Source organism: Herbidospora sp. RD11066, assembly GCF_054661255.1.
On record NZ_BAAGDO010000002.1, the window covers coordinates 103089 to 127138 of the forward strand.

Here is a 24050-nt window from a genome sequence, read left to right on the forward strand (position 1 = left end):
CATGCCATCTTCTGTACGATTTCGCCCGTCGGCTAGTACTAAGGAGCATAGTAGTGACGCCTCGCGCGGGAACCTCGGCGATCCTCGCCCTCGCCGTCACGATCGCGCTGCCCGGGGGCGCCGTCGCCGATCCACAGCCCACGATTCCCCAGGCCAGGGCCAAGCTGGTCAAGCTCAACGAACGCGCCGACGAGATCGTCGAGAAGTACAACCGCGCCACCGAGGCGTACAAGAAGGCCGGTAAGAAACACCAGCGTCTCGACGCCGAGCTCAAACAGCAGAGCGCGACCGCGGACGTGCTGCGCGACAACCTCGCCGACCTCGCGGTCAACACTTATCAATACGGCGGAATGGACCCGTGGCGTTCATTCATGGGCAATAGCGGCGATTCGATGGCCCTGGTCAGCCAGATGGCCCTGACCGCCGAAGCGGAACTGGCCGCCTTCGAGGAGGCCACCCGCGCCCTGCGCGAGCGCCGCGACGCCGCCAAGACGGTGCTGGCCGAGGCGAAGGCCGCGCAGGCCGATATCCGCGCCGAGAGGACCAAGGTCGAGAAGCTGAAGACCGAGCAGACCGCGCTCTTACGCCGCCTGGGCGCCTTCCAGGTCGGCGACCCCAACAGCGCCGGCATCACCTACCGGGGAGCCGCGTCCGGCAACGCGCTCGCCGCCATGCAGTTCGGCTTCGCCCAGGTCGGCAAGCCCTACCGGTACGGGGCCACCGGGCCCGGCTCCTACGACTGCTCCGGTTTCACCCAGGCGAGCTGGCGCGCGGCGGGCGTCCAGCTGCCCCGCACCACCTACGAGCAGTGGGCCTGGGGCGCGACCCGGCGGGTGTCCCTCGACGCACTCCAGCCGGGCGACCTCCTGTTCAGCAAGGGCCTGGGCCACATGGGCATGTACGCGGGCAACGGCAAGATGGTCCACTCCCCGCAGACGGGCGACGTCGTCAAGGTGGTCGACCTCGACGACTACTGGCGCACCCGCCTGCTCGGCGCCGTCCGCCCGTAGGCCGTCTCCGCGGCGGTCGGGCAGCAGCCGTCGGTGCAGCCTGGGCTGATCAGTTGCAGGGAGGTGCGCGGTGCCGACTGCGGTGCTGTCTTCGCAGCTCGCAGCGCGGCGTGCTGGGGGAAACGGTGACGGCGGCCCGCGCGGATGCCGTTGGCGATGACCAGCACTTCGGCCAGCTCATGGGTGGCGACTACGGCGGCCAGGCCGAGCACGCCGGTCGCGGCCAGCGGGACGAGGGTGACCAGGATGCCGCCGGACAGCAGCAGGTTCTGGGTGAAGACGGCGCGGGCGGCGCGGGTGTGGGCGATGGCGTCGGGCAACCGGCGCAGGTCTTCGCCCATGAGGGCGACGTCGGCGGCCTCGATGGCCACGTCGGTGCCCATGACGCCCATGGCGATCCCGGCGTCGGCGGTGGCGAGGGCGGGGGCGTCGTTGATGCCGTCGCCGACCATGGCCACCGGGCCCCTGGCCCGCAGTTCGGTGACGATGCGCGCCTTGTCCTCCGGCAGGAGTTCGGCGCGGACGTCGGTGATGCCCGCGGCGGCGGCGATCGCGGCGGCGGTGCGGGCGTTGTCGCCGGTGAGCATGACCACCTCGACGCCCTGGCGCCGCAGTTCCGCCACGGCCTCGGCGGCCTCGGGGCGGATCTCGTCGCGGACGGCCACCGCGCCGAGCAGGGTGCCGTCGTGTTCGACGAGGACGACGGTGGCGCCCGCGTCCTGCAACCTCGTCACGTCCGGGGCGAGCGGGCCGGGATCGACGAATCCGGGTCTGCCCAGCCGGGCGGGGCGTCCGCCGACGGCGCCGCGCAGGCCGTTTCCCGGCACGGCCTCCACCTCACCGGCCGGTGCCGGGTCGGGGCGGGCGGCCAGGATGGCGGCGGCGAGCGGGTGTTCGCTCCGTGACTCCAGCGCGGCGGCCACGGCCAGGACGCCGTCGCGATCGGCACCCGGTGCGGGCACGACGTCGATGACGACGGGCTGATTGCGGGTCAGGGTGCCGGTCTTGTCCAGCGCCACGATCCTCACCCGGCCCAGCGCCTCCACCGCCGCGCCGCCCTTGATCAGCACGCCCGCCTTGGACGCGGCGCCGATCGCGGCGACCACGGCGACCGGCACCGACAGGGCGAACGCGCACGGCGCGGCGGCGACCAGGACCACCAGGGCGCGCTCGATCCACACTGCGGGTTCGCCCAGCAGGCTGCCCAGACCGGCCACGAGCGCGGCCAGCACGAGCACTCCGGGGACCAGCGGCCGGGCGAAGCGCTCGGCCAGGCGCTGGCTCGCACCCTTGCGTTCCTGGGCCTCGTGCACGATGTGGACGAGCCGGGCCAGCGAGTTGTCACCGGCGGTCGCGGTGACGGTGACCTCCAGCGCCCCGGCGCCGTTGACCGTCCCGGCGAAGACCTCCGCGCCCGGACCGACCTCGACGGGCACCGACTCGCCGGTGACGACCGAGGTGTCGAGTGCGCTGCGGCCCGAGGTGACGACGCCGTCGGTGGCGATCCTCTCACCGGGACGGACCACGAGCAGGTCGCCCAGGCGCAGGTCGGCGGGGGTGACCTCGGTCTCGGTGCCGTCGCGCAGCACGCGGGCGGCCGGGGGGACCAGGTCGAGCAGGGCGCGCAGGCCGTGGCGGGTGCGGGCCACCGCGTAGCCCTCCAGCCCCTCGGCGATGGAGAACAGGAACGCCAGCATGGCGGCCTCGCCGTATTCGCCCAGGGCGACCGCGCCGACGGCGGCGATGGTCATGAGCAGACCCACGCCGAGGCGGCCCTTCACCAGGGCGCGCAGCGTGCCGGGGACGAAGGTGGCCGCGCCGACGACCAGCGCCGCGAGCTGCAGCCCCGTCGACCAAGGGCCCGGGGCCGGGAGCGCGGCCAGCAGCAGCACTCCGGAGACGGCGGCCAGCTGGAGTTCGCGCACCTGCCAGATCGCGGAGGGCGCCGCCGCCGTTTCGATCTCCGGAGCGGCGGGAGCGCAGCACGCGTCAGACACGGCCATCTCCGCAGGCGTAGTCGCCCGGCGTGCAGGGCTCGTCGGAGGCGAGGGAGTCGGCCTGGTCGACGAGGAGGACGAGGGAGGCCAGGTCGGCCAGGGCGTGGGCCAGCTTGGCGTCGGCCAGTTCGTAGCGGACGCGGCGGCCGACGGGTACGGTGCGTACCAGCCCGCAGCCGCGCAGGCACGACAGATGGTTCGACACGTTGCCGCGCGTCATGCCGAGCCGCTCGGCCAGGTCGGCGGGGTAGGCGGGCTCCTTGAGCAGCTCCAGCAGCAGCCGCCGCCGGTTCTCGTCGGCCAGGGCCGTGCCCACCCGGGCCAGGGCCTCGGCGTTGACGACCACGGCGGGGGAGTTCGGGCTATCCATGCCGCCAACAGTACAGTGCTCCCTGAATTAAGCAACCGCTGTACTAAGAGAGCCCTCCGGCCAGATAGGTGTTCCGCAACGCCGCTCGCCGGCGTTTTCCGCTGCTGGTGCGGGGGATCGACCCCCGGGTCACGACGACGACCTCGGCCAGGGACAGCCCGAACACCTGGCGGACCGCGACGGCGACGTCCGCACGCACCTGGGCCCACTCCGGCGACGGCACCCGGGTCTCCACGACGGCCACGATCGGCTCGGTCCCCTTCTCCTCGGCGGGATGGGAGAAGACCGCCGCGTTGCCGGGGCCGACGGCGGGATGTTCCTCGATGACGGCCTCGACATCGTAGGGAGGCAGGTTCCGGCCGCGCACGATGAGCATCTCCTTGGTGCGGCCCACCACGTACAGGTCATCGAGCCAGAGCAGGCCCAGGTCGCCGGTGTCGTGCCAGCCTCCCGGGGGAGCCTCCACTCCGGAGGCGGAGCGGTATCCGGCCATCACCGAGCTTCCCCGCACCTTGATCGTGCCGATCCGGCCTGGGGGGACGGTGCGGCCGTCGGCGTCGGTGAGGCGAAGGGTGGTCCTGTCGACGGGCGGCCCGCACGAGACGATCCGCCGCGAGGGCTGACCCGGGATGGCGGGCGCCGCGAGCAGTTTCTCGTCCAGGAGCGCGCGGTCGAAGTCGCGGACGCGCACCCGGCCGAAGAGCCGGCCGTCACCGGGACGGTCGTCGAGGGCGAGGGTGGTGGCCAGGACGGTCTCGGCCATCCCGTAGCAGGGGACGAGCACGTCGTCGACCAGGCCGATGGGGGAGAAGGTGTCGCGGAAGTCGCGCAGGACGGCGGCCGGGATGGGCTCGGCGCCGACGTACATCTGCCGGAGCCGCGACAGGTCCAGGTGTTCCGCCGGTCGCTTGCGGTGCCGGTCGGCGGTCGTCCGGTAGGCGAAGGGCGGGGCGGCGGTGAGGGTGGCGCCCCGGTCGGCGATGTGCCGGAGCCAGGCCAGGGGGTCGCGCAGGAACCCGATCGGCGGCATGAGGTCCAGGCCGGCGCCGGTGGTGAGGGCGAGCAGCACCGTGACCAGGCCCATGTCGTGGTAGAGCGGCAGCCACGTCGAGATCCGGTCGGCGGTGGGATGCGCCTCCGTGGCGGCGGCCAGGACGGCGAGGTTGGCCGCGACGTTGCGGTGCGTCAGCGCCACGGCCTTGGGGGCGGAGGTGGAGCCCGAGGTGAGCTGGATGTGGTGCAGCGCGTCGGGGTCGGGCTCGGGCAGCCGGTCGACGCTCAGCGTCCCCTGGCCGCGCAGGTCGCCGGGGGTCAGGACGGGCACGCCGGCCGGTAGCCCTGCGGTGACGTGGTGGTCGGCGGCGATCACGGCGCGCGGGGCGACCACGTCGACCGCCGCGTGCAGATGCCGGACTCCGGCGGAGGCCGGTTTCTCCGGGCTGACCGGCGGGGCCACCGTACAGGGCACGATGCCGCTCATCAGACAGCCGAGCAGCACGGTGAGATGGTCACTGCCGGTCGGCATGACGAGGACCACCGCGTCGCCCGCCGAGAGCCCGTGGTGGGCCAGGCCCGCGGCGGCGGCGCGGGCGTCGTCGAAGAGTTCGGCGCGGGTGAGTTCGCCGGTGAGACCGCGGGAGTCGAGGAAGCCCATCCGCTGACCGCTGATGCCGGCCAGGGCCCGGTAGTCGACGGCCGCGCCGGAGACGGCGACGTGGCTAGGCACGACGGGCGGCCTTGGCGGCGGTGCGTTCGATCACGTAGTCCACGACCTCGCCGACCGTGGTGAAGGCGTAGGCGCGCTCTTGGGGGATGTAGACCCGGAAGCGATCCTCGATTCTCGTCATCATCTCGATGAGGGCCATCGAGTCGACCGGCAGGCTCAAGAGTGGTGTGCCGGTGTCGACCTTCGCGAGGTCCACCTTGTCGAGATCCTCGCCGTCGAGGACCGCCGCCAGCGCGTCGCGGAGCCCGGCCAGCACGTCGTCCGGTTCGGGGATGGTCATGGTGTTCCTCCTAGAGGGGGTCGCGCGGGTCCATGCCGAGGACGGCCTTGCCGATCATGTCGCGGAGAACGCCCAGGTTGGCGCCCATGACCGCGCCCGCGCGGGCGTCGCGGTAGTGGCGTTCGAGGGGGTTGGAGCGCACGTAGCCGTGGCCGCCGGTGACCTGCATGGCGGTGTCGGCGACGCTGATGGCGGCCGTGTTGCACACGTATTTGGCCATGTTCATGGCCGGGAGCGCCTCCAGGGGATCGGTGTCGGCGGTGGCGCAGGCGTGCAGCAGCGTCAGGTACGCCGTGTGCAGGGTGGTGGCCATCTCGGCGATCTCGAAGCGCACCCCCTGGTAGGCCGCGAGGTTGGCGCCGGTGTTGGTGTGGACCCTGCGGGTGACGTGGGAGGCGGCGAAGGCGTTGGCGGCGCGGGCGACACCCAGCGAGGCGGCGGCCAGCCCCAGCACCAGCGCCGGGAGGGCGTGGGCGAGCAGGGGCATCCCGCCGCCGTGCCCGCCGACGCACTGCTCCTCGGGCACCTCGCAGTCGAGCAGCACGGTGTTGGCGCAGTTGGCGCGCATGCCGAGGGCGTCCCACGTCTCCTTGACGCTCAGGCCCGGCGTCTCGGCGGGCAGCAGGAACATCGACTGGCTGCGCCGGAACTCCGTCTCTCCCGAGTGGGTGTTGATCAGGTAGTGGCCGACGTGCCCGGCGCCGGTGCAGAACGCCTTGGTGCCCTCCAGCGTGAAACCGCCCGCCTCCACCCGATGGGCCCGCAACTGGGGGTTGAGGATGTTGCCGCCGGTGCCCGGCTCGGAGAAGCCCCAGGCGATCAGCGTGCCATCGTCGAGAACCCCCCGCAGCGCCTTCGCGGCGGCGGGGCCGGGGTCGGCCGACAGCAGCCGGGTGGCGCCGCAGTGCATGGCGAAGATGAGCGCGGTCGACCCGCACGCCTCGGCCAGTTCGGCGACCGCGAGCGCGTAGGTGACCATGTCCGCGCCGAGCCCGCCCCGGGCGGTGGGGATCAGCAGGCCGAGCAGGCCCGCCTCGGCGAGATCGGTGAAGTTGTCCGCGGGGAACTGGGCGGAACGGTCGTACTCGGTGGCGCGGGGCGCGAGGCAGCGGCGGGCCACCGCGCGGGTGTGATCGACGATGTCCTGTTGGGCGGTGGTGAGCGCGAAGTCGACCATGACGGGTTCTCCTAGGCTGCTGCGGCGATCCGTGCGGCGAGCTCTCCGGCGGCGTGCCGGCGGGCGTCGATGATCAGGTGGTCGGCGTGCGGGGAGACGTCGCTCGACTGGTAGACGGCGTTGCCCCACACCGTGAGCCGCGGCCCGGCGGCACCGGCCGGCAGGGGTTCGAGGTGGCCGTGGTCGAGCCTCCACCGCTGCCGCGGTGTGATCGTGTACGAGGTCTCGCACAACTCCCGGCAGTCGGGTGGCCCGGTCCGGTGATGGCGGGCCGTCGGGCAGGACCGCGCGTAGGCCACCGGGACCGCGTCGACGACCTGCCTGACCTGCCATCCGCCGTCCACGGAGGAGACGTCGGTGAGGACGTCGACCTCGACTCCGTCGATGCCGTGCCCGGCGAGTTCGTCCAGCAACGCGGTGTCCACCACCGCGCCCGGCGGAGCCGAGGCGCTCAGGTCGCCGCTGTGCGGACGGGCGCGCGTCAGGCCCAGGCCGACGACGAGACGGCACCCCGCGGGCCGGTCGCCCGCCAGGGTGAGCAGGGTGCCGAGGTCGTTGACGACCACGGTGAGCGGCCCCCCTTCGGCCACCGCCCGCACCCGGGCGACGAGCGTGCCGGCGGTGCGGGGCCAGGCGATGGGGGAGACGAGCACGGCGTCGCGGCCGGTGGCCCTGATCGCCGCGAAGGCGTCGAGGAGGGCGTCGGTGTCGGGGAGTTTGGTCAGGCACCCCTCCTGGCCGATCCCGATCGCGTCGACCGGCAGGCCGAGCGCTTCGGGCAGTCGGGTGGGCGTGCTCAGGCGGACCTCTACGGTCGTCATCGGTGGCCTTTCACACGAAAGCGCGCTGTTGCGGGGTGTCGCGGAACCGGCAGCGGCTCTTCTCGCAGAGCCGGGGCACCCAGCCCATCTGCCACATGAGCTCGACCCGGTCGATCGCCTCGATGACGTCCCCGATCGGCATGCGCGCGGCGTGGCCGTCGAGGGCGCGGCGGTACATCTGGGTGATCTTGGCGTTCTGCCGCAGGTTGGGGCTCTCCCGCCCGGGGATCTGCACGGCGGTGACGCCGACGTCGACCAGGACGGGGACGTCGCACAGCGCGCAGTCGGACGCGCCGTCGAGGAAGGCCCCGAGGTCGACACCGTCGTCGGCCACGTAACCGGCCCGGCAGCCGAGCCCGACGTCCGGGGTGTCCTGGAGACGGCAGCGGGTGCAGTCGAGGCCGGAGCCGGTCTGCACCGGCATCTCGATCTCCAGGTCCTCCAGAGCGCAGAAGTCCCCGACCTCGCCGAGGGTCAGCGTGTGCGGCAGCACCACCCGCCGCACGCCGTAGGCGTCGCGCAGGTGGGCGGCGTACCCCACGGTGGACACGCCGAGCGCGCCTCCGGCGACCAGGCCCGGCCCGCCGTCCCGGCCGGCGAGCAGGGCGCAGGTGGCGAGATTCCCGGCCACCACCGTGTCCGCGCCCGCGTCGGCCGCACGCGCGACATGGTCGAGATAGGCGTCGTGGAAGGCGGCCGGGACGACCGGGGCGTCCGCGCAGAAGTGGACGCGCAGGCCCGCGGCGTGCGCGGCCGACACGAGTTCACCCAGGAGCGCCGGGTTGGAGACCTGGGTGGGCTCGGCGTCCCGGCGCGCGGGCAGCGCGTCGAAGCTGACCGGGACACCGGCCGGAGGGAGGAGGGCCAGGTAGACCTCGTCCGCACCGGCGGCGATCTGCAGTTCCAGCATCTTCAGTGACCGCACCGGCGCGTTGAGCCGTGGGCCGCCACCGCTCACGACGCCGCGCCCGTGGTGCTGAACGGACGGGCACCGGACACCTCGCGCAGCCGATGGACGGCGGTGACGATCCGGCGGGCGGCCGTGTCGATGTCCTCGACGGTGGTCGTGTGCCCGAAGGAGATCCGCACCGTGCCACGCGCGCGGTCCCTGTCGATGCCCATCGCGGTGAGCACGTGGGACGGCGAGTCGTCGCCGGAATGACAGGCCGATCCCGTCGAGACGCACACCCCCTGCATGTCGAGGACGTCGGCCAGCGCGTCGGCCCGCACCCCCGCGAAGAACACCGAGACGGTCTCGGCCATGACCGGATCGGACGCGTTGACCTGGACACCGCCGAGCTCGGCCAGGGCGTCCAGCAGACGCAGGCGCATCCCCCATCGCCGGGCGCGGTAACCGGGATCACCGGTGTGTTCCAGCGCGGCCGCGGCGGCCGAGGCCATGCCGAGGATGCCGACCAGGTTCTCGGTGCCCGCCCTGCGGCCCGCCTCCTGCCCGCCGCCGCAGACGATCGGCTCCAGCACGTGCCCCGCGCGCAGGCGCAGCGCGCCCACGCCCTTGGGCCCGCCGAACTTGTGCGCCGAGACCGACACGAGGTCGGCGTCGAGCCGGTCGACGGGCAGCTTGCCCGCCGTCTGCACCGCGTCGACGTGGACGGCCTTCCCGGCGGCGTGCACCAGCCGGGTGATCTCCTCGACGGGCTGGATCGCCCCGGTCTCGTTGTTGGCGTGCATCACCGACACCAGCACGGTGTCGGGCCGCAGTTCCCGCGCGACCGCGTCCGGGTCGACGTGACCGGACGGCAGCGGGGGGACCACCGTGACGTCCACCCCGCGACGGCGCAGGGCGCCGGCGGACTCCAGCACGGCGGAGTGCTCGATCCCGGTGGTGACGAGGTGGCCGCGGAATCCGGCGGCGGCGAACGTCCCGCACAGCGCGAGGTTGATCGCCTCGGAGCCGCCGCCGGTGAACACCACCTCCTCGGGCGCGCACCCGAGGAGGACGGCGACCTGGGCCCGCGCGGCGGCCAGGGCCTCGTGGGAGGTCTGGCCGACGCTGTGGCGGCTCGACGGATTGCCGAACAGGTCCAGCCCGCGCCGCATCTCGGCGGCGGCCCGGGGGTGCAGCGGGCTGGTGGCGGCGTTGTCGAGATAGATGACGGGTGGCTCAGAACGCGCAGGTGATGGGGTCATCGTCATTCATCCCCTTGCGGTAGTTGTCGACGAGACGGTGGGCTACGTCGGCGGCGAGCGCGGCGACGTGACGCTGGTCGGGGGACAGGCCGCCGGTGAGCGACTGGATCCGCTCGACGTCGAGCGCGCTGATGTCGTCGAGGGGCGAGCCTTCGAGGACGGTGGTCAGCAGGCTGGCCACCGCGAGGGAGGCCGAACACCCGAAGGCCTGGAAGCGGACCTCGGTGACGGCGTCGTCGCCGATCGCCGCGGTCAGCAGGATCTGGTCACCGCAGACCGGGTTGCCCACGAAGGCCCGCACGTCGGCGTCCTCGATCCGGCCGGGGTTGCGGGGGTTGGTGAAGTGGTCGACCACGACCGGGCTGAAGCGCGCCATGGCCGCCTACTCCGCGGACGCGGCGGCGGGCACCGCGCACTCGGCGACGATCTCCTGCGACTCGATGAACTTCTCGATCGACACCGCGCAGCACCCCAGCTCGGCGCCCTGCCGACGGCGGCGGAACGACACCGACTGCCCGGTGCGCCCGCACGCGCACGGCGACTCGTCGACCTCGCCGACGTCGTCGGACAGCAGGAAGCCGGGATAGGAGGTGTTGAGTGCGTCGAGGATCGCGATGCCGCCCGTGGCGCCGGGCTCCAGTTCCACCAGCGGGTCGGTGACGTCGCGGATGGAGATGTAGCACCACGGCGGCACGTGCTTGCGCTTGTACTCACACTCGATCGCGAGCATGTTCGACTCGATCATCCCGTACATGTCGCGGATGCGGTCGGGCGCGACGCCGAGGTAACGCTCCAGCTTGGCGTCGAAGTCCTCCCGGCTGATCGACTCGCCGGTGTACCGCTTCCAGCCGCCGAGCGTGATGACCAGCGACTCGGGGTCGAGCTTGAGCTCCCGCTCCTCCAGTTCGAGGAAGCGCAGCAGCCGGTTGACGAGGAACGGCGGGCCGACCACGTGGCGGGTCATCTCGCCGTCCCACCGCCGGAGGTAGTCGACGGCCTCCTCCGGGTCGAAGGCGTAGTCGCGTACGAGGTAGGTGTGGTCGTCGAGCAGGCCGTTGAGCAGGTTGAAGACCTTCACCATGCCCATCTCCGGCGTCTCCGCCGTCGACGGGCACAGGAAGAGGCCGGCGCCCTTGGAGACCGCGAAGAACTCGCGGTACTGGCTGAAGATGGCGCTCGCGGTGCGGGTCACCGTCTCGGAGTCGCGCCGCGCCACGCTCGGCACCCCGCCCGTTCCGGTGGAGCGGATCTCCAGCTCGATATCGGTCAGCGGCGCGGTGAGAAGCACATGCGCGTCGGGACGTTTGAACATACTCACCGGCAGCAGCGGAATACGCGCCAGGTCGTTCCGGGAAGAAATCTGAGCCGGAATCACGTTCACCGCATCGCATTGCGCACGGAAGAATTCGTTGCGGGAGAAATGATAGTCGAAGGCCTCGCGGAGCACCCCGGTCACCGCGGCCGGCCAGCCGCCGTCGGTGGAGCGCAGCGCCATTCCGGGCGCGCCGAGCATTGTCGCCAGTTCCATGCTGAAGGTTCCCCTCTATGGATCCCCATTAGCGGTCGGGAACGGAACTCCCAATTAGGTCAATTACTACGGCACCGTTACAGAGGTAGTCAACTACCATGGTAGTCACTACGTAGGTAGTCAACGCGTGTGAACTGACCTATACTCGGCGCCGTGGTACGGCGAGGGGAACTGGAACGGGCGGTCATGAGCTGCCTCTGGAGTGCTGGACGGCCGATGGCCGTGCGCGAGGTGCACGAGATCCTGTCGGCCGACCGGCAGATCGCGCCCACCACCGTGCTCACCACGCTGCAGCGCCTGACGCGCAAAGGCCTGGTGGAGCAGCTGACCGAAGAGAAGCCCCAGCAGTATCGGGCGCTGGCCACCCGAGGTGAGATGTTCGCCGAACTCCTCACCGACGCCCTCGGCGTATTGGACGGCGAACCGGGAGCCTTCGTCCGGTTCATCGATGAGCTCGACCCGGAGAATCGCACGGCTTTGCGCAGAGCGCTCGACGGCGAAGCCAGGAATTCACCGGCGAACGGAGAATTCACCGACATGTAACTCATGGCCTGAGCATGAAGCCCAGGAAGGCAGTGTATGGGGCCGTTAATTTCGACTACCATCACCATTTTGTGTGCTTACATGATTACAGAGGCGGTGGTGGGAGGTCGCTGGGCTTATCTCATTCCCCACACGGCGATCGTCCTGTGGGTGGGGGCGGTGCTCGCCGTCCCGCTGGCCGCTCTCAGCGCGACCGTCATGGTCCTGGTCGACAGGCACGCCGCCGACGCCGACTACCGCTGGGCCTCGGCCGCCGCGCTGATCGGGATCCTCGCCCTGGTGGCCGCGACCGTGCACGTCGGCCGCTCCTTCGCCCGCATCCACGCGGTGGCGCGGGAACGCTGCCGGCGGCACAACGTCCTCGTCGACCTGTTCGCGGTGGAACGTCCCGACCTCGGCAGAGTCGTGGTCGTGCCGGACGGGCGGCTGTTCGCCTACAGCCTGCCCTGCCTGATCTCGGGCCGGATCGTCCTGTCGTCCGGCGTGCTCGACCGGCTGGATGAGGAATCACTGGCCGCCGTGCTGGCGCACGAACGGGCCCACCTCGCCGCCCGGCACCATCTCATCCTCCAGCTGGCCACCGCGATCACCGCGGCCTTTCCCCGCGTCGCCCCCGGGCTGCCCAAGAAGATCGCCCAGCTGATCGAGATGGCCGCCGACTGCTCGGCCAGCCGCGCCGTCGGCCGGCAGCCCGCCATGAACGCCCTCAGAACGCTGGCCCACATGACGATCCCGCCGGGGGTCCTGGGGGCCGGCGGGCGCGCCGTCGTCCTGCGCCTGGCCCGGCTGCGCAGCGGCCGCGACTGTTGCGCGCGTTCGCTGTCGGTGGGCAACTACGCCGCCGCGGCCACCCTCCTCCTCCTGCCCGCCATGGTGGTGCTCGTCAACCAGAGCATCGACCTGTGTCTCTGGATGGCGACGCTGTGAACACCGTTCTGCGGGCCGCGCTCGGATCCCACTACGCCACGCTCACCTCGCCGCCGGTGCCGCACGGCGGTGCCGAGGAGGCCGCGTCGCCGGCGGAGTTCCGCGCCGTCATGGGCGCGCTGCCCACCGGGGTCAGCCTGCTCACGACCCGGCACGCGACCGGGGTGTGGGCGATGACCGTCGGGTCGCTGACCTCGCTGTCGCTCGACCCGCCGCTGCTGCTGGTCTGCCTGCGCCGATCCTCCGCGACCTTGGACATGATCGCCGGCCACGGCCGCTTCGCGGTCAGCGTCCTCGCCGCCGGGCACGCGGCCGTCGCCGACACCTTCGCCCGCCCCCGGGACCGGGCGGCGGTCGAGGCGACCCCGTTCTCGACCTTCGACGACCTGCCCGTGCTGCCCGGTGCGCTCGCCTGGCTCACCTGCGGCCACGAGCACACCTACACCAGCGGCGACCACGCCATCGTCATCGGCGCCGTCCGCCGCGCGCGCCGCGAAGGCACCGGCGAACCGCTCGTCCGGCACGACTCCCGCTACCGCGACTTCCGTTAGGAGGGCTCATGGCCCGGCAGACCCATGTCGAGGAGACCGTCGACATCGCCGTCCCCCCGGACACCGTCTACAGCCAGATCGTGGACGTCACCCAGATAGGGAGGTTCAGCCCCGAGTGCACCGGCGCCACGGTGCGGGGATCCGCCGGACCGCTCAAGGCCGGTGACCGTTTCACCGGCCACAACCGCCGCCAGTCGGTGCGGCGGTGGTCCACCCACTGCACCGTGGACACCGCGGAGGCGGGCCGGGAGTTCACCTTCACCAGCGCCGCCATCGGCCTGCCGATCGCCACCTGGAGCTACCGGCTGGAGCCGCTCGACCAGGGCGCGGCCACCCGCGTCACCGAGGTCTGGGACGACCATCGCGGCCTGTTCATGCGAGTTCTGGCGGTCATCGTCTCGGGGGTGCGCGACCGGGCCGCGCACAACCGGCGGACCATGCGGCTCACCCTGCGCCGGCTCAAGGAGCACCTCGAATGATTCAGGATTCCCTGAATTCAGGGTCTACTGTATTGTTCTAGACCTGCTGTAGCACCCACTTGCGGCCTGACGCGCCTCGCGATGCCACGCCGCCGGTCCGGCATGCCTTCGTCCATCCGAATCGGAGTTCGTCATGTCCCAGCTCACCTCGCGCCGACGATGGTTCGCGGTCGGCGCGCTGACGTTGTCAGTGCTCACCATCGGCTTCGACATCACCATCATGAACGTGGCGCTGCCCACCATGGCCGCCGAGCTGTCCACCGGCACCGACGGGCTGCAGTGGATCGTCAACGCCTACATCCTGGTCTTCGCCGGCCTGTTACTTCCCTTCGGCGCGATCGCCGACCGGGTCGGCAGGCGCCGGATCCTCCAGGGCGGACTCGCGATCTTCGCTTTAGCCTCCCTGCTGGCGGCGTGGGCGGACTCCGTCGGCCTGGTCGTCGGCGCACGCGCGCTGCTGGGCGTCGGCGCCGCGATGATCATGCCGAGCACGCTGGCCGCGCTCACCGGCCTCTTCCCGCCCGAGGAGCGGGGGAAGGCCCTGTCCATCGTGGTCATGGGCATGGGCGCCGGGGTCCCGCTCGGCCCGATCATCGGCGGCTACCTGCTGGAGCAGTTCTGGTGGGGCTCCATCTTCCTGGTCAACGTCCCCATCGTGGTGGCGGCCATGATCGCGATCGCGGTCCTGCTCCCCGAGTCGCGCGACCCCCACCCGCCGCGCACCGACGTGGTCGGCGCGCTGCTGTCCACCGCCGGGCTCATGATCTTCGTGTACGGCGTCATCGAGGCCCCCGACCTGGGATGGGGTGACCCGCTGGTGCTCACCGCGCTCGCCGTCTCGGGCGTGCTGATCGCCGCCTTCGTCTGGTGGGAGTTGCGCACCCCGCAGCCGATGATCGACCTGTCGCTGTTCCGCGGCCGGCAGTTCCTCTGGGGCAACATCAACGCCACCATCACCAGCTTCGCCCTGTTCGGCCTGCTCTTCGTCGTGCCGCAGTACCTCCAGTTCGTCCTCGGCTACGACGCCTTCGACAGCGGCGTGCGCCTGCTGCCCCTCATCGGCGGCTTCGTCGTCGGAGTCGGCGGCGGCACCCGCATCGCCGGGCGCATCGGCCACCGGATCCCCATCGTGGCCGGTCTGCTGATCACCACCATCGGCCTGGTCGTCGGCGCCAACACCGACATGTCCAGCGGTTACGAGTTCGCCGCCCTCTGGTACGCGATCGCCGGACTCGGCATCGGCGCCGCGCTCACCCCCTCGATGGACGCCGTCCTCGCGGTCCTGCCCCCCGAACGCGCCGGATCGGGCACCGCCATCACCATGACCCTCCGCCAGGCCGGAGGCGCCGTCGGCGTCGCCCTGCTGGGCAGCCTGCTCTCCCAGACCTACGTCGACGGCGTCGACACCACGGGCCTGCCGCAGGCCGCCGCCGACACCGTCCACGACTCGGTGGCCGGAGCCGTCGCCGTCGCGGCCCGGCTGGCCAACCCGGCTTTGGTGTCCACCGCGCAGTCGGCCTACATCGACGCCGAGAACGTCGTCCTGTACGCCTGCGCCGCCGTCACCCTCATCGGCGCGATCCTGAGCATCGTCTTCATGCCCGCCCGCCAGGCCAAGCACGTGGACGCCGCCGCCGAGAGCCTCACCGGCCGGTGAGGCCCCTTGCGCAGGCCCGCCCCGCAGTCGGGGCGGGCCCGCAGGGGGTCAGCCCTTGCGGACCAGACCGTTGTTGGTCCAGGCCGTCACGACCCCCGCGGCGGAGGAGACCAGGTAGTCGTCCCGGAGATCGCCGTTGAAGTCGGCCAGGAAGAGCCGGTCGCGGGTGGCGCCGACACCGGTCGCGATCTGGCCCTCGGAGATCCAGGTCGTGCCGCCGCCCCGGTTGTTGCGCCAGGCCCAGATCCGGCCCCACTCGCTGACCACGAGGTAGTCGTCGCGCCGGTCGCCGTCGATGTCGGCGAAGTCGATCAGCGCCGCGGGGATGCCGAAGCCCGAGGCGATCTCGCCCTGGGACACCCACGAGACGCCACCGCCACCACCGGGGGTGTTGAACCAGGCCGTCACCTGCGCCTGCGCGCCGACCACGAGGTAGTCGTCCCGGCCGTCGCCGTTCAGGTCGGCGAAGCGCACCTCGTCGCGGGTGGCACCCACGCCGGAGGCGATCTGGCCGTTGTGGCGCCAGCCGTTCATGGTGCTGGTCGTCGGGTTCTCCACGCCGCCCGTGGTGCCGCCGCCCGCGCCGGTGTCGGGGCCGATGCCGCAGGCGTCGGGGAAGCCGTTCTTGGCGCTGAAGACGCCGATGGTGCTGATCGTCCTGTGGAAGGCGTCGCCCATCTTGCGGAACCCGTTGGCGTTCGGGTGGAGGGAGTCGGTGAGGTCGGCCGTCCCCACCGCACTCATGTCGACCAGGTGGACGAACCGGCCCAGCCGCTGGAACTCCGCGACGATGCCTGGAATCGCCTCGTTGTAGCGCTGGATGCGGTTCATGCTCGTCGGGACCGTCGACGGGATGAGGGTGGAGACCAGGACCGTGGTCTCCGGAGCCTGGTCGGTGATCCTCCGGATGAGGGAGCGTAACCGGTCGGGGGCGGTGTCGACCGCGACGTTGCGCGCCATGTCGTTGGTGCCGATGTGCAGCGTGACGACGTTCGGCCGGTACTGCCGGATGGTGCAGGGCGCGATCGAGCCGATCTGGCCGATCGTCCAGCCCGGGTGGCCCTCATGGTCCTTGTCGGCCAGCGTGCCGTTCCGCTGCGAACCGACGTAGTCGACGCGGTCCACGCATCCGGCGAGGAGCAGGCTCGACAGCCGGGCCCGGTAGCTGGAGTTGTCCGAGGTCCCGACCCCGTAGGTGATCGAGTCGCCCTGTGGGAGGACCCGAAGACTCGACACGGCGCCGGGCGCGGCCGAACTCCACGCCTTGACGAGGGCGTCGACGAAGGCGCCGCCTTCGGCTTTGAGCTTCACCGAGAAGCGGTAGAAGGCGGCACCGACCCCCTCCCACCACTGGTTGAAGACCTCGGCCTGCTTCTCCAGCCAGGTCCCCACCACCCCGAACCACTTCGGCAGGAGGCCCTTGGCGAACTGGCTGACCTTCGCCTCCCAGGCCCCCGCTCCGAGGGCCGCGACGAGGGACAGCCCGAACGCCTCGCCCCACTTCTCCAATTTCGCCTGCTGGCCGGAGGTGAGGATGCGGATCATCTGGAAGACGAACTGCTGGAGGAAGGCGGCCCCGGCGGCACAGAGCGTGATGGCGGGGAGGGTCGCCGTGCCCCCGCTGGCGGCGGCGAAGAAGCCCACGCACATGGCGCGCATGACGATCTGCATCACCACGGTGGCGGCGTAGACCAGCACCGTCTGCCACCAGGTCAGATCCTGGGCGTGGGCCTCGTCGGGCTCGATCGTGAGCAGCAGCTCGGAGCCCGACACCGAGACGACGCCGTCGAAGTCCGCCTCGATCGAGAACCCGGCGTCGGGGACGGTGACCCCGTAGAGGTTCGACCACTCGTGGAAGCTGTCGCTCAGCTGCCCGGGACGACTGTTGATGTCGTCCACCAGCCCCTGCAGTGTGGCCCGGTCGACGTCCGCGGGGATCGGGAAGGACATCGTGTAGTCGGTGGGCAGCGTGTCGGCCGCGTGGGCGGTCTGCGCGGTCTGCGCCAGGTTCACCACCAGCGTGACCAAGACCATGACCGCGACCGCGATCCGTCTCCACCCGCGCACTCCGACGATACCGAAGGTCATTCCGCCTCACGGCGCACGCGCATGCGCCCGTCAGCAATGGCCTCGGCTCGCGCTTCGTACGCCAAGACCGTCGCGACAGCGGCGTCGATCTTCTTCTTGGACTTCTTCGATTCCTTGCGGATCAAGTGGCCCTGAGGGACTTCGTAAGTGACGGCGTGGCCGATGTGGCGGGCCAAGTCCGGGTTGCCGTCGTGCTTGATGTCCTCGGCCAGATGGGCGGCGGTGTGCAGCCGTTCGACGGCCTCGCACATCTGCTTGGCTCGGGCCGGGCTGAACTCGAAGACGATGTCCCGGGTGTCCCGGTCCTTCTCCCTGAAGTCGAGAGCCCAGTTGCCGACGACGTTCTGCCAGTACGAGGGGTCGGCGTAGACCCGCTCGACGCGGTAGGTGGCGAACGCCTCGCGCATCCTCTTGTCGACCAAGAGGGTGTCGACCTGCCATTCGTCGGCCCGCTTCTGGCCGACTTCCTTCGGGTCGGGCTGCTCGTCGAGGTGGATCAGGAACAGCTTCCCGTCGCGCTGCCTCGCGCCGACGATCGCTGTGGAGTCGGAGTAGAGCGAGCCGTCGAAGCCGATGGCGATCTGGTCGTCGGCCTTGATCGGGTCGTCCGAGTCGGCCAGGCCATCCCAGATGGGCCGGGCCATCCACTGGTCCGCGCTCTCCTGAATCTTGTCCAGGTAGAAGCGATACGCCTGCGCCTGCGAGGTTCGAGGGTCCTGGATGGCGTCGAGCAGGCCCTGGATGTCCACCCAGTGTGAGTCGCCTTAAGCCTGCTTCAGGCCCGGCTCGACGGCGTCCATGTCGGTGAGGTCAATCTCGTCCGACTCGGCCTCAACGCAGTCGTACAGAAGCTTGCCGCTCGGCTTCTTCTGGTACGCCTCGTAGGTGCGCTGGGCGACGCTATCTTCATTCGGGTTGTGAGCATTAGTGGACTCCACGAAGCGTGAGCCCGCGCCCGAGGTCTTACGGACGTTACGGTCGAGCGTCTCGAATACCGTCGTGCCGCCGTTGCTCGGGACCCAGTGATGCGTCTCGTCGCCGACCACGAAGGTGGGCCGCGCACCTTCCAGGGTGCGGCTGGAGCTGGTCACCGGCTCGATACGCCCGGGGCGGCCGGAGCGGAACTGGATTCTCTCCTTGCCGATCTCAAGGTCGTACTCGACCTCGGCCGGCGAACTCGCCTGCATGCCCCGGATCATGTCCCGCGTGTTTGCGGTCTGGTCGATCGAGGTGGCCGCGATCTGGATCAGTGGGAGGCGGACCGCCTTGCCGACCGGGAAGCCGTTCTTGTCGAAGTGGCTGAACCGCGCGGGCCCGATGAACTCGATGATGGCCAGCGCCGCCAGGACCGGCGTCTTGCCCCACCCCTTGCTCCGCCGCAGGCAGGCCGAGTTGTAGAGCCACTTGCCCTTGGCGTCGATTGCGTAGAGCCAGAGGATGAAGCGCTTCTGCTCGGTCGTGAACTGCCAGGGATCTCCGGCGGTCTCGCCGTCCGGCTGGACGATGTACTTCTCGGCCCAGCGGAGGATCTGATATCCCAGGCTGCGGGACGGATGTGGTACGCCCTCAGGGAGGTTGCCTGTTTGCAACAGACATCACCCCCCCGGCCCGCGGGGGGCGCTACTACGATCTGGAATTTGTGACGGAGTTAACGAGCGGTACCGCCCGGACCTCTTGGATCGTTGAGGTGACCTGGAGGCGGGAGAATGCCTGGCCATTGGAGGATGTGGTTGCGGCGCTTGACGATCTGAGCAACTACGCCGTAACGATCGTTAAAGCAGGCCGTCTGAAACGCATCGAAGCATCAGTAATAGACACGTCGGAGACCTATCGCAGAAAGTACTTTGCTAGCTTCAGGCGGCCGGTCGTGAGCCGAGTATCGGTGAACAGCCCTCTTACGGTTGAGCTGCTCATAACCGGTGTGCTCGGCACTGGCGGAGTATCCACCCTCGTATACCTCTTCAAGAACCCGGAGAAGCTGGGCGAGTGGTGGCCAAAGCTTCAGACCTCCTGGTATGACGGCAGATCCGAGGCTGAGAAGGCGAGGCGCGCGTACAAAGCACTTCGAGCGGGGAAGGCAGACATGCGCGAGCTCGAAGGTGAATCAAGTCCCGCTGAGTGACCGGTAGAGCTCCAGGTCCTTCACGTTCTCGGGGAGCGTGTCTGGGACCTCGTCGCCCTTCTTGGGCTCGGCCTTGTTCATGCGGAGGCGCATCCGGTCCGTGACCGTAGCCCCCAACAGCGATTCGTTCTGCCGGATCTCGGCCAGGGCGTTGTGACCTGGACGCCGGAAGTACGCCTCGACGAGCGGGGCGAGCATCTGGAGCCGCTGCCAGTCGGTGGCCTTGAAGCTCTCGGCCTGGTCACTCTCCGCCCAGGTGTCCCACCACCTCTGGGTCGCTACCGAGTAGCCATCCCTCTTGAACACCTTGCGCATCCGGTCGGGGACGTCGGGGTCGCCCTCCAGATGAGACAAGTCGACGGCGTTCCTGCGGACCGCGTTCTCCTTCGGGGCCGGTCCCCGGCCCGCCATCAGAGTTCCCGGACAAAGCGGTACCGCCCGGACCGTGCGACGTACACCGGCTCGGCCGGGTGGACGAGAGTCTCGGCGTCCTGAGACTCCGCGAACTCCTCATCGGCAGGCTTGATGTGCTTGGCCATGTGCGACCCCCAGGGGAGAAGAAAGAAGGAAGGGGCCTACGAGGCCCCGTCGTCGGAGGCGATCTCTCGCCAGCAGAAGAAGTTTGCCGATGCACGCGGCGGCTGAGCAGGTGGCGCTCGGGTTCTCCCAGCGCTTGCAGCCCAGGGCGTCGGCGTCGGGCTTGCTCAAATCGTCGGCCAGGTCGCTGTAGGCGACCTCGGGGACGACCACAATGCGCAGGAAGCAGGGGGTCGGACAGGAGCCGCAGTAGCCCGGACAGGAGGTCATCGGCGTCTCGACCTCCCTCGTGCAGCTTCTTGGGCTGACTTCGTCTCGTGGCATGGATCGCAGATGCAGGCCAGGTTGCTCATGTCCCAGGAGCCGCCCTCAGCGACGGGGATCTTGTGGTCAACGATCCGGCCGGGGCGCCCGCAGACGTAGCAGCTCTCGCGGTCGCGGAAGCGCACTCTGCGGATCAGGGTCGCGGCGTTCTTGGGCCGCGTCTGGTTGCGGGCGCTGATGACCGTCCAGGGCACGTAGTGGATCTCACACCGGCCCCGGGTGAAGGCTGGCCTTCGGCAGCCTGACTCTAGGCATTTGGAGGGTGCCTTGGGCACGGCGAAGCACCCCCAAGCTGGAGTCGTAGTGGGGTTGGGGGAACGGTTCCAGAGGGGCCTTCAGGCCCAGAAGGACTCTCTAGAATCGCCTGGAGGCGATCCAGTAATCGGAGTTCTTGTAGGGCCCGTGAGGGCCCTTAGATGGAGTAAGTAAGTCCCTGGTTAGAGGCTCTTGAGGGAGCCTCTTGTCACCCCGGTACCCCATCCCCCTATCCCCTTCCCCACAGCTATCTGTCGGACTTTCCAGAAAGGTCCGAGGGGGAGGGGAGCGCGTCGGCTCCCGGTGGGGGTGAGGTCTTCACGAAGTCAGCACTGGTGCTGAGAAGGACCGCAATCAACCGCAAACAACGAAAGCCCCAGACTCTCGGCGGGTGCCGTGAGCTGGGGCTTCTGTTCGTATTTGACCAGGTCAGACCTGGCGTGCTGTGCGAACTGGTGGACGATACAGGGATTGAACCTGTGACCTCTTCCGTGTCAGGGAAATATCGCAGGTCGATGCAAGTCGGGCTGAGTCGATTCGTGAGCCTCTCACCTGTAGCAACACTCTGAGGGGGTCGCGGCGGGTCCAAGGGCGCCAGAAGACGTTGGCTCCCCGGATTGGCTCCCGGGACCCCCAGAGAGCAACATCGCTGGGCACTCCCGACCCTTGCGCTGCCCAATCGCTGAGTGCGATTTGGCGACATGCCCATCATGCACTTTGGTTGCTAGATTGCTGAGACTCCAATCTTGCGCGAAGCTCCGCTGCGAATGAATCAATGCTACCTATGAAGAGAGAGGCGCTCCAGTCGCCAGGCAGGCGAGACATCACCAAGTCCACTAATTGATCGCGGGATGCATTGGACGTGTCAATAGTAGATGAATCGATGACGAATATATGGCGTCGCCGGTTACTCCTAGGGATTCTTCGTGCCGCCCCTTCTAGAATTCCATGTGGTGACCATATCGCTGGGCCAATAAAAAGTAAGGGGCGACTGGAAATGCTAGAACGGATATGGATGGGCCAGTGATGTTGTCCAACCCATTCACTTTCAGCTTCCCTAAATCTTAAGTTCACATGATCGCTGTATCTCAGTATCATGGTTTCAGGGGCAGAATATGCTCCCATATAGTGGAAAATAAGTGGGCGCTCCGGCGTGGGATTTTCAATCGCTGTTCCGCGACCCCATAACTCGTCAAATAGATCCGATATTCTAGTTGCCGGGATCCGCCCGGCCTCTTCGAGACCACGTTTCAGGCTGCCGTCAAAAGTTTCAATGAAATAACTGTCAATGGGGAATGATGACAGCAGTCTCTGTATCTCAGTTGGATCATCCTGTAACTCTTCCCTGATTAGGTTGGCAACATAGTGTCCGAAATCGCTCCTGCTGGGCATGCTCATGGACGCATATTCGGCGACGTAGGGTAGTGCTGTGACATCGTTTCCGGGATATCCGCACTCGTGTGCGATCCTTTTGCTGACTGATCTCAAGGCATCTTGATATTGCTTTGATGAGTCTGGTCCAAAAATTGGAAAGCAATCGCCGCGTGCCAACTGCTTCGTAAGTCGAAGCCAATCCGAATCCTCTAGGTTGATCAAAATTGATGTGCCGGCACTGCTTGGATGCCATTGGCGGCTAGTCGTTCGGATTTCATCGGCAGTAGGCGACTGAAGATATTGATCGAGTACGCCTGAAAGAGTTTTGGCTGCCGAGTTACTGCATCGGTTAAGTTGGGATGCGTGTGCGTGTCCGACTATCTGGCTAAGTATTGGGTCGTTATTTGATTCCATCGACTTGCTCTTGTATGCACCGACCAGTAGTAGGTGCACATCATGGCGACACGACTGGCGCAGTCGCTTGCTCATTTTTTGGCGTAATAAGGAACGAAGAAGCCGATGCATTTGGAGTCTGAGTTCCCCGGCATCCATGCGCATTAGCCCAAAACGTTGAAGCTCTCGGATTGCAACGCCGAGCATAAGCGGATCGCGAAATACTTCAGCTGAATCACCCGCTAGGGGTAGAGCACCCTCTTTGAGTAACTCTCGCGGAATGGATTCAGCTCCGAAGAATGCGCATCTGTGCAGGAGGCTGACAGCGGGAGGACAGGTCTTAGCGAGGTGATCTAGAGAGAGAAGCCATGTAGACGTAAGTGAGGCTTGATAGTCTGCGGGAAGTCCCTCGTCAAGAATTTCAGCAGTGCGTTCATCCAGGAGGCGCATATATTCCGGCGCGGAAATTCCTGTCTCCGCTATGTAAGTAGCCGCTTGAACTACGGCGATGGGCAAGTCTCCAACTTTATCAGAGATCAACTGCGATTCGATCTCAGATAAATGCGGCGCCCTGTCTAGTATTACCGCTACGCTATCGGCTCGCGAAAAACTATCTATTTCAATGATGTATCCAGCCTGGATCCATCGCCTATCTCTAGTAGTGATGAGAACATCCCCACCACCTAGTGGAAGAAATGGTGTAATGGAGCTTGGGTCTTCGACATTGTCGTAAACTATGAGCCATCGCCCAGTATGCTCTGGTGACCGTAGCGTATCGAATAGCACCTGACGAAAATGCGGATCTGTGATGTCTAGATTGAGTTGGCTGGCAAGGGATGCCAGCGACGCGTTAATTAGGGACGGATCCTCCGCCCGCACCCACCAAATCACCTCATAAATTGATTCGAAGCGACGAATATATTCTCGGGCGATTTGGGTTTTTCCGGTTCCTCCTTGTCCGACCAGGCAAGTTGGGGCGTCGTGCCGGCATGCCAGTACATGTCTTAATCGCAAAACCTCACCCGCCCTTCCAGTGAAATTGACTTTTACGGGAAGTTGACCTCCGATGATTAGTGGTTCCATATCGCTGGCAGCAGCAAACGGAGTCAGTGGGTTACGTGGCCGACTTCCGGCATTGGCGGATTCGTATGCCATCCTCCAAGTGTCCATGGTACCCAGAATTAGGTCTGAGTTACTTATGCCTTTGGTCTCCACCAATTTTCGGAATGCTCCGAGAAAGGGGGCGATGCACTCGTCCCAATCCGGTAGTTGATTAGGCGGGTAATTCATTAAGCGTTCAATGGCGAGAATGGGTAATCCTGAAAGCTCGCTTAGCTGATCGTTCGATGGATCGCCAGTGATTAGCCGCAGCTGATTTATGTGATTCAGGAACAAGTGGCGGGAATGTTGAGGGGGCTCAATTGAGGCAGTAGGCTCTGTAGTCAAAGCATCGGCTGGTTCGACAGCGTTATGCTTTCGCCGAAGCTGGGCCCACAAGCCGGCACCAGTCAACACTAGTCCGAAAAGACCAATGAACATGCTAGCCACGCTTGCGCGTTTATCTAGGACCTCCAGGGTAGCGCCCGAAGCAATAAGGTCCGTTAAAAAGATACCCGTTAACCCAGCCGTAAAAAGAAGACATGAGAATGACACTCCGACCCATCTCAGGATGCGCCGGTAGCCAGTTCGTTCCTTAGCCTCATGAATCCGCACGATCCAATCTTGCCGTGTGAGACAACC

At 68.0% G+C, this 24050-nt stretch carries 24 protein-coding genes; 7 read left to right on the top strand and 17 right to left on the bottom strand.

Features of this window, described 5'->3' with window-relative positions; all coding sequences use genetic code 11:
* The first annotated feature begins 53 nt into the window (after window positions 1-53).
* Window positions 54-1010, top strand: coding sequence for a C40 family peptidase (locus tag ACYQ78_RS06875; protein WP_459799868.1), 957 nt, complete (start codon window positions 54-56; stop codon window positions 1008-1010).
* Here the strand turns inward: ACYQ78_RS06875 and ACYQ78_RS06880 are convergent.
* From ACYQ78_RS06880 to ACYQ78_RS06925, 10 genes are read right to left on the bottom strand one after another with little or no spacing between them, the layout of a single operon-like run.
* Window positions 971-3007, bottom strand: a complete 2037-nt coding sequence (locus tag ACYQ78_RS06880; RefSeq protein ID WP_459799869.1) for a heavy metal translocating P-type ATPase — start codon at window positions 3005-3007, stop codon at window positions 971-973. The two genes, ACYQ78_RS06875 and ACYQ78_RS06880, sit on opposite strands and share 40 nt — an antisense overlap.
* A complete protein-coding gene (locus ACYQ78_RS06885) occupies window positions 3000-3377 on the bottom strand; it encodes an ArsR/SmtB family transcription factor (RefSeq protein WP_459799870.1) in 378 nt (125 codons plus the stop codon). The genes ACYQ78_RS06880 and ACYQ78_RS06885 overlap by 8 nt, the downstream gene beginning before the upstream one ends.
* Window positions 3378-3420: 43 nt before the next feature.
* Window positions 3421-5103 carry an AMP-binding protein gene (locus ACYQ78_RS06890; protein WP_459799871.1) on the bottom strand — a complete coding sequence of 561 codons (1683 nt, stop codon included), beginning with the start codon at window positions 5101-5103 and terminating at the stop codon, window positions 3421-3423.
* Entirely contained in the window at window positions 5096-5383 is a 288-nt protein-coding gene (locus ACYQ78_RS06895) for an acyl carrier protein (protein WP_459799872.1), read from the bottom strand. Before ACYQ78_RS06895 ends, ACYQ78_RS06890 begins: the two co-directional genes overlap by 8 nt.
* Window positions 5384-5393: 10 nt before the next feature.
* Window positions 5394-6560 (bottom strand): acyl-CoA dehydrogenase family protein, encoded by a 1167-nt coding sequence (locus ACYQ78_RS06900; protein ID WP_459799873.1) that lies wholly within the window; start codon window positions 6558-6560, stop codon window positions 5394-5396.
* Between the two features lie 11 nt (window positions 6561-6571).
* Entirely contained in the window at window positions 6572-7381 is an 810-nt protein-coding gene (locus tag ACYQ78_RS06905) for a hypothetical protein (RefSeq protein WP_459799874.1), read from the bottom strand.
* 10 nt (window positions 7382-7391) lie between these two features.
* Entirely contained in the window at window positions 7392-8339 is a 948-nt protein-coding gene (locus tag ACYQ78_RS06910) for a hypothetical protein (protein ID WP_459799875.1), read from the bottom strand.
* The gene (locus ACYQ78_RS06915; RefSeq protein ID WP_459799876.1) at window positions 8336-9532 is read right to left on the bottom strand and encodes a cysteine desulfurase family protein; all 1197 of its coding nucleotides are present in this window, start codon (window positions 9530-9532) and stop codon (window positions 8336-8338) included. The genes ACYQ78_RS06910 and ACYQ78_RS06915 overlap by 4 nt, the downstream gene beginning before the upstream one ends.
* Window positions 9507-9908, bottom strand: a complete 402-nt coding sequence (locus tag ACYQ78_RS06920; protein WP_459799877.1) for an iron-sulfur cluster assembly scaffold protein — start codon at window positions 9906-9908, stop codon at window positions 9507-9509. The genes ACYQ78_RS06915 and ACYQ78_RS06920 overlap by 26 nt, the downstream gene beginning before the upstream one ends.
* A 6-nt stretch (window positions 9909-9914) precedes the next feature.
* Window positions 9915-11060: a LuxE/PaaK family acyltransferase gene (locus tag ACYQ78_RS06925; protein ID WP_459799878.1), complete on the bottom strand. Its 1146-nt coding sequence runs from the start codon at window positions 11058-11060 to the stop codon at window positions 9915-9917.
* Between the two features lie 153 nt (window positions 11061-11213).
* Between ACYQ78_RS06925 and ACYQ78_RS06930 the strand changes: the two genes are divergently transcribed.
* The 5 genes from ACYQ78_RS06930 to ACYQ78_RS06950 all read left to right on the top strand — a co-directional run bounded on the left by ACYQ78_RS06930 (window position 11214) and on the right by ACYQ78_RS06950 (window position 15217).
* Entirely contained in the window at window positions 11214-11603 is a 390-nt protein-coding gene (locus ACYQ78_RS06930) for a BlaI/MecI/CopY family transcriptional regulator (protein WP_459799879.1), read from the top strand.
* Window positions 11604-11684: 81 nt separating this feature from the next.
* Entirely contained in the window at window positions 11685-12530 is an 846-nt protein-coding gene (locus ACYQ78_RS06935; protein ID WP_459799880.1) for a M56 family metallopeptidase, read from the top strand.
* Window positions 12527-13081, top strand: a complete 555-nt coding sequence (locus tag ACYQ78_RS06940) for a flavin reductase family protein (protein ID WP_459799881.1) — start codon at window positions 12527-12529, stop codon at window positions 13079-13081. The genes ACYQ78_RS06935 and ACYQ78_RS06940 overlap by 4 nt, the downstream gene beginning before the upstream one ends.
* Before the next feature lie 8 nt (window positions 13082-13089).
* Entirely contained in the window at window positions 13090-13560 is a 471-nt protein-coding gene (locus tag ACYQ78_RS06945; protein WP_459799882.1) for an SRPBCC family protein, read from the top strand.
* A gap of 133 nt (window positions 13561-13693) precedes the next feature.
* A complete protein-coding gene (locus tag ACYQ78_RS06950; RefSeq protein ID WP_459799883.1) occupies window positions 13694-15217 on the top strand; it encodes a DHA2 family efflux MFS transporter permease subunit in 1524 nt (507 codons plus the stop codon).
* A 48-nt stretch (window positions 15218-15265) separates the two neighbouring features.
* Here ACYQ78_RS06950 and ACYQ78_RS06955 read toward each other — a convergent pair whose 3' ends face one another.
* Genes ACYQ78_RS06955 through ACYQ78_RS06965 form a run of 3 tightly spaced genes read right to left on the bottom strand, consistent with a single transcriptional unit; the run spans window position 15266 to window position 18894 of the window.
* On the bottom strand, window positions 15266-17305 hold the full coding sequence (locus tag ACYQ78_RS06955) for a GDSL-type esterase/lipase family protein (protein WP_459799884.1): 2040 nt from the start codon (window positions 17303-17305) through the stop codon (window positions 15266-15268).
* Entirely contained in the window at window positions 17302-18054 is a 753-nt protein-coding gene (locus ACYQ78_RS06960; RefSeq protein WP_459799885.1) for a terminase TerL endonuclease subunit, read from the bottom strand. The genes ACYQ78_RS06955 and ACYQ78_RS06960 overlap by 4 nt, the downstream gene beginning before the upstream one ends.
* A 15-nt stretch (window positions 18055-18069) precedes the next feature.
* Window positions 18070-18894 (bottom strand): hypothetical protein, encoded by an 825-nt coding sequence (locus tag ACYQ78_RS06965; protein WP_459799886.1) that lies wholly within the window; start codon window positions 18892-18894, stop codon window positions 18070-18072.
* Window positions 18895-18944: 50 nt separating this feature from the next.
* Between ACYQ78_RS06965 and ACYQ78_RS06970 the strand changes: the two genes are divergently transcribed.
* Entirely contained in the window at window positions 18945-19427 is a 483-nt protein-coding gene (locus ACYQ78_RS06970; RefSeq protein WP_459799887.1) for a hypothetical protein, read from the top strand.
* Here ACYQ78_RS06970 and ACYQ78_RS06975 read toward each other — a convergent pair.
* The 4 genes from ACYQ78_RS06975 to fxsT form a co-directional block, all read right to left on the bottom strand.
* The gene (locus tag ACYQ78_RS06975) at window positions 19410-19838 is read right to left on the bottom strand and encodes a phage terminase small subunit (protein ID WP_459799888.1); all 429 of its coding nucleotides are present in this window, start codon (window positions 19836-19838) and stop codon (window positions 19410-19412) included. The genes ACYQ78_RS06970 and ACYQ78_RS06975 overlap by 18 nt on opposite strands.
* Window positions 19838-19966 carry a hypothetical protein gene (locus ACYQ78_RS06980; protein ID WP_459799889.1) on the bottom strand — a complete coding sequence of 43 codons (129 nt, stop codon included), beginning with the start codon at window positions 19964-19966 and terminating at the stop codon, window positions 19838-19840. The genes ACYQ78_RS06975 and ACYQ78_RS06980 overlap by 1 nt, the downstream gene beginning before the upstream one ends.
* 264 nt (window positions 19967-20230) lie before the next feature.
* Window positions 20231-20563: an HNH endonuclease gene (locus ACYQ78_RS06985; protein WP_459799890.1), complete on the bottom strand. Its 333-nt coding sequence runs from the start codon at window positions 20561-20563 to the stop codon at window positions 20231-20233.
* A gap of 688 nt (window positions 20564-21251) precedes the next feature.
* On the bottom strand, window positions 21252-23465 hold the full coding sequence (gene fxsT, locus ACYQ78_RS06990) for an FxSxx-COOH system tetratricopeptide repeat protein (protein ID WP_459799891.1): 2214 nt from the start codon (window positions 23463-23465) through the stop codon (window positions 21252-21254).
* Between the last annotated feature and the right edge of the window lie 585 nt (window positions 23466-24050).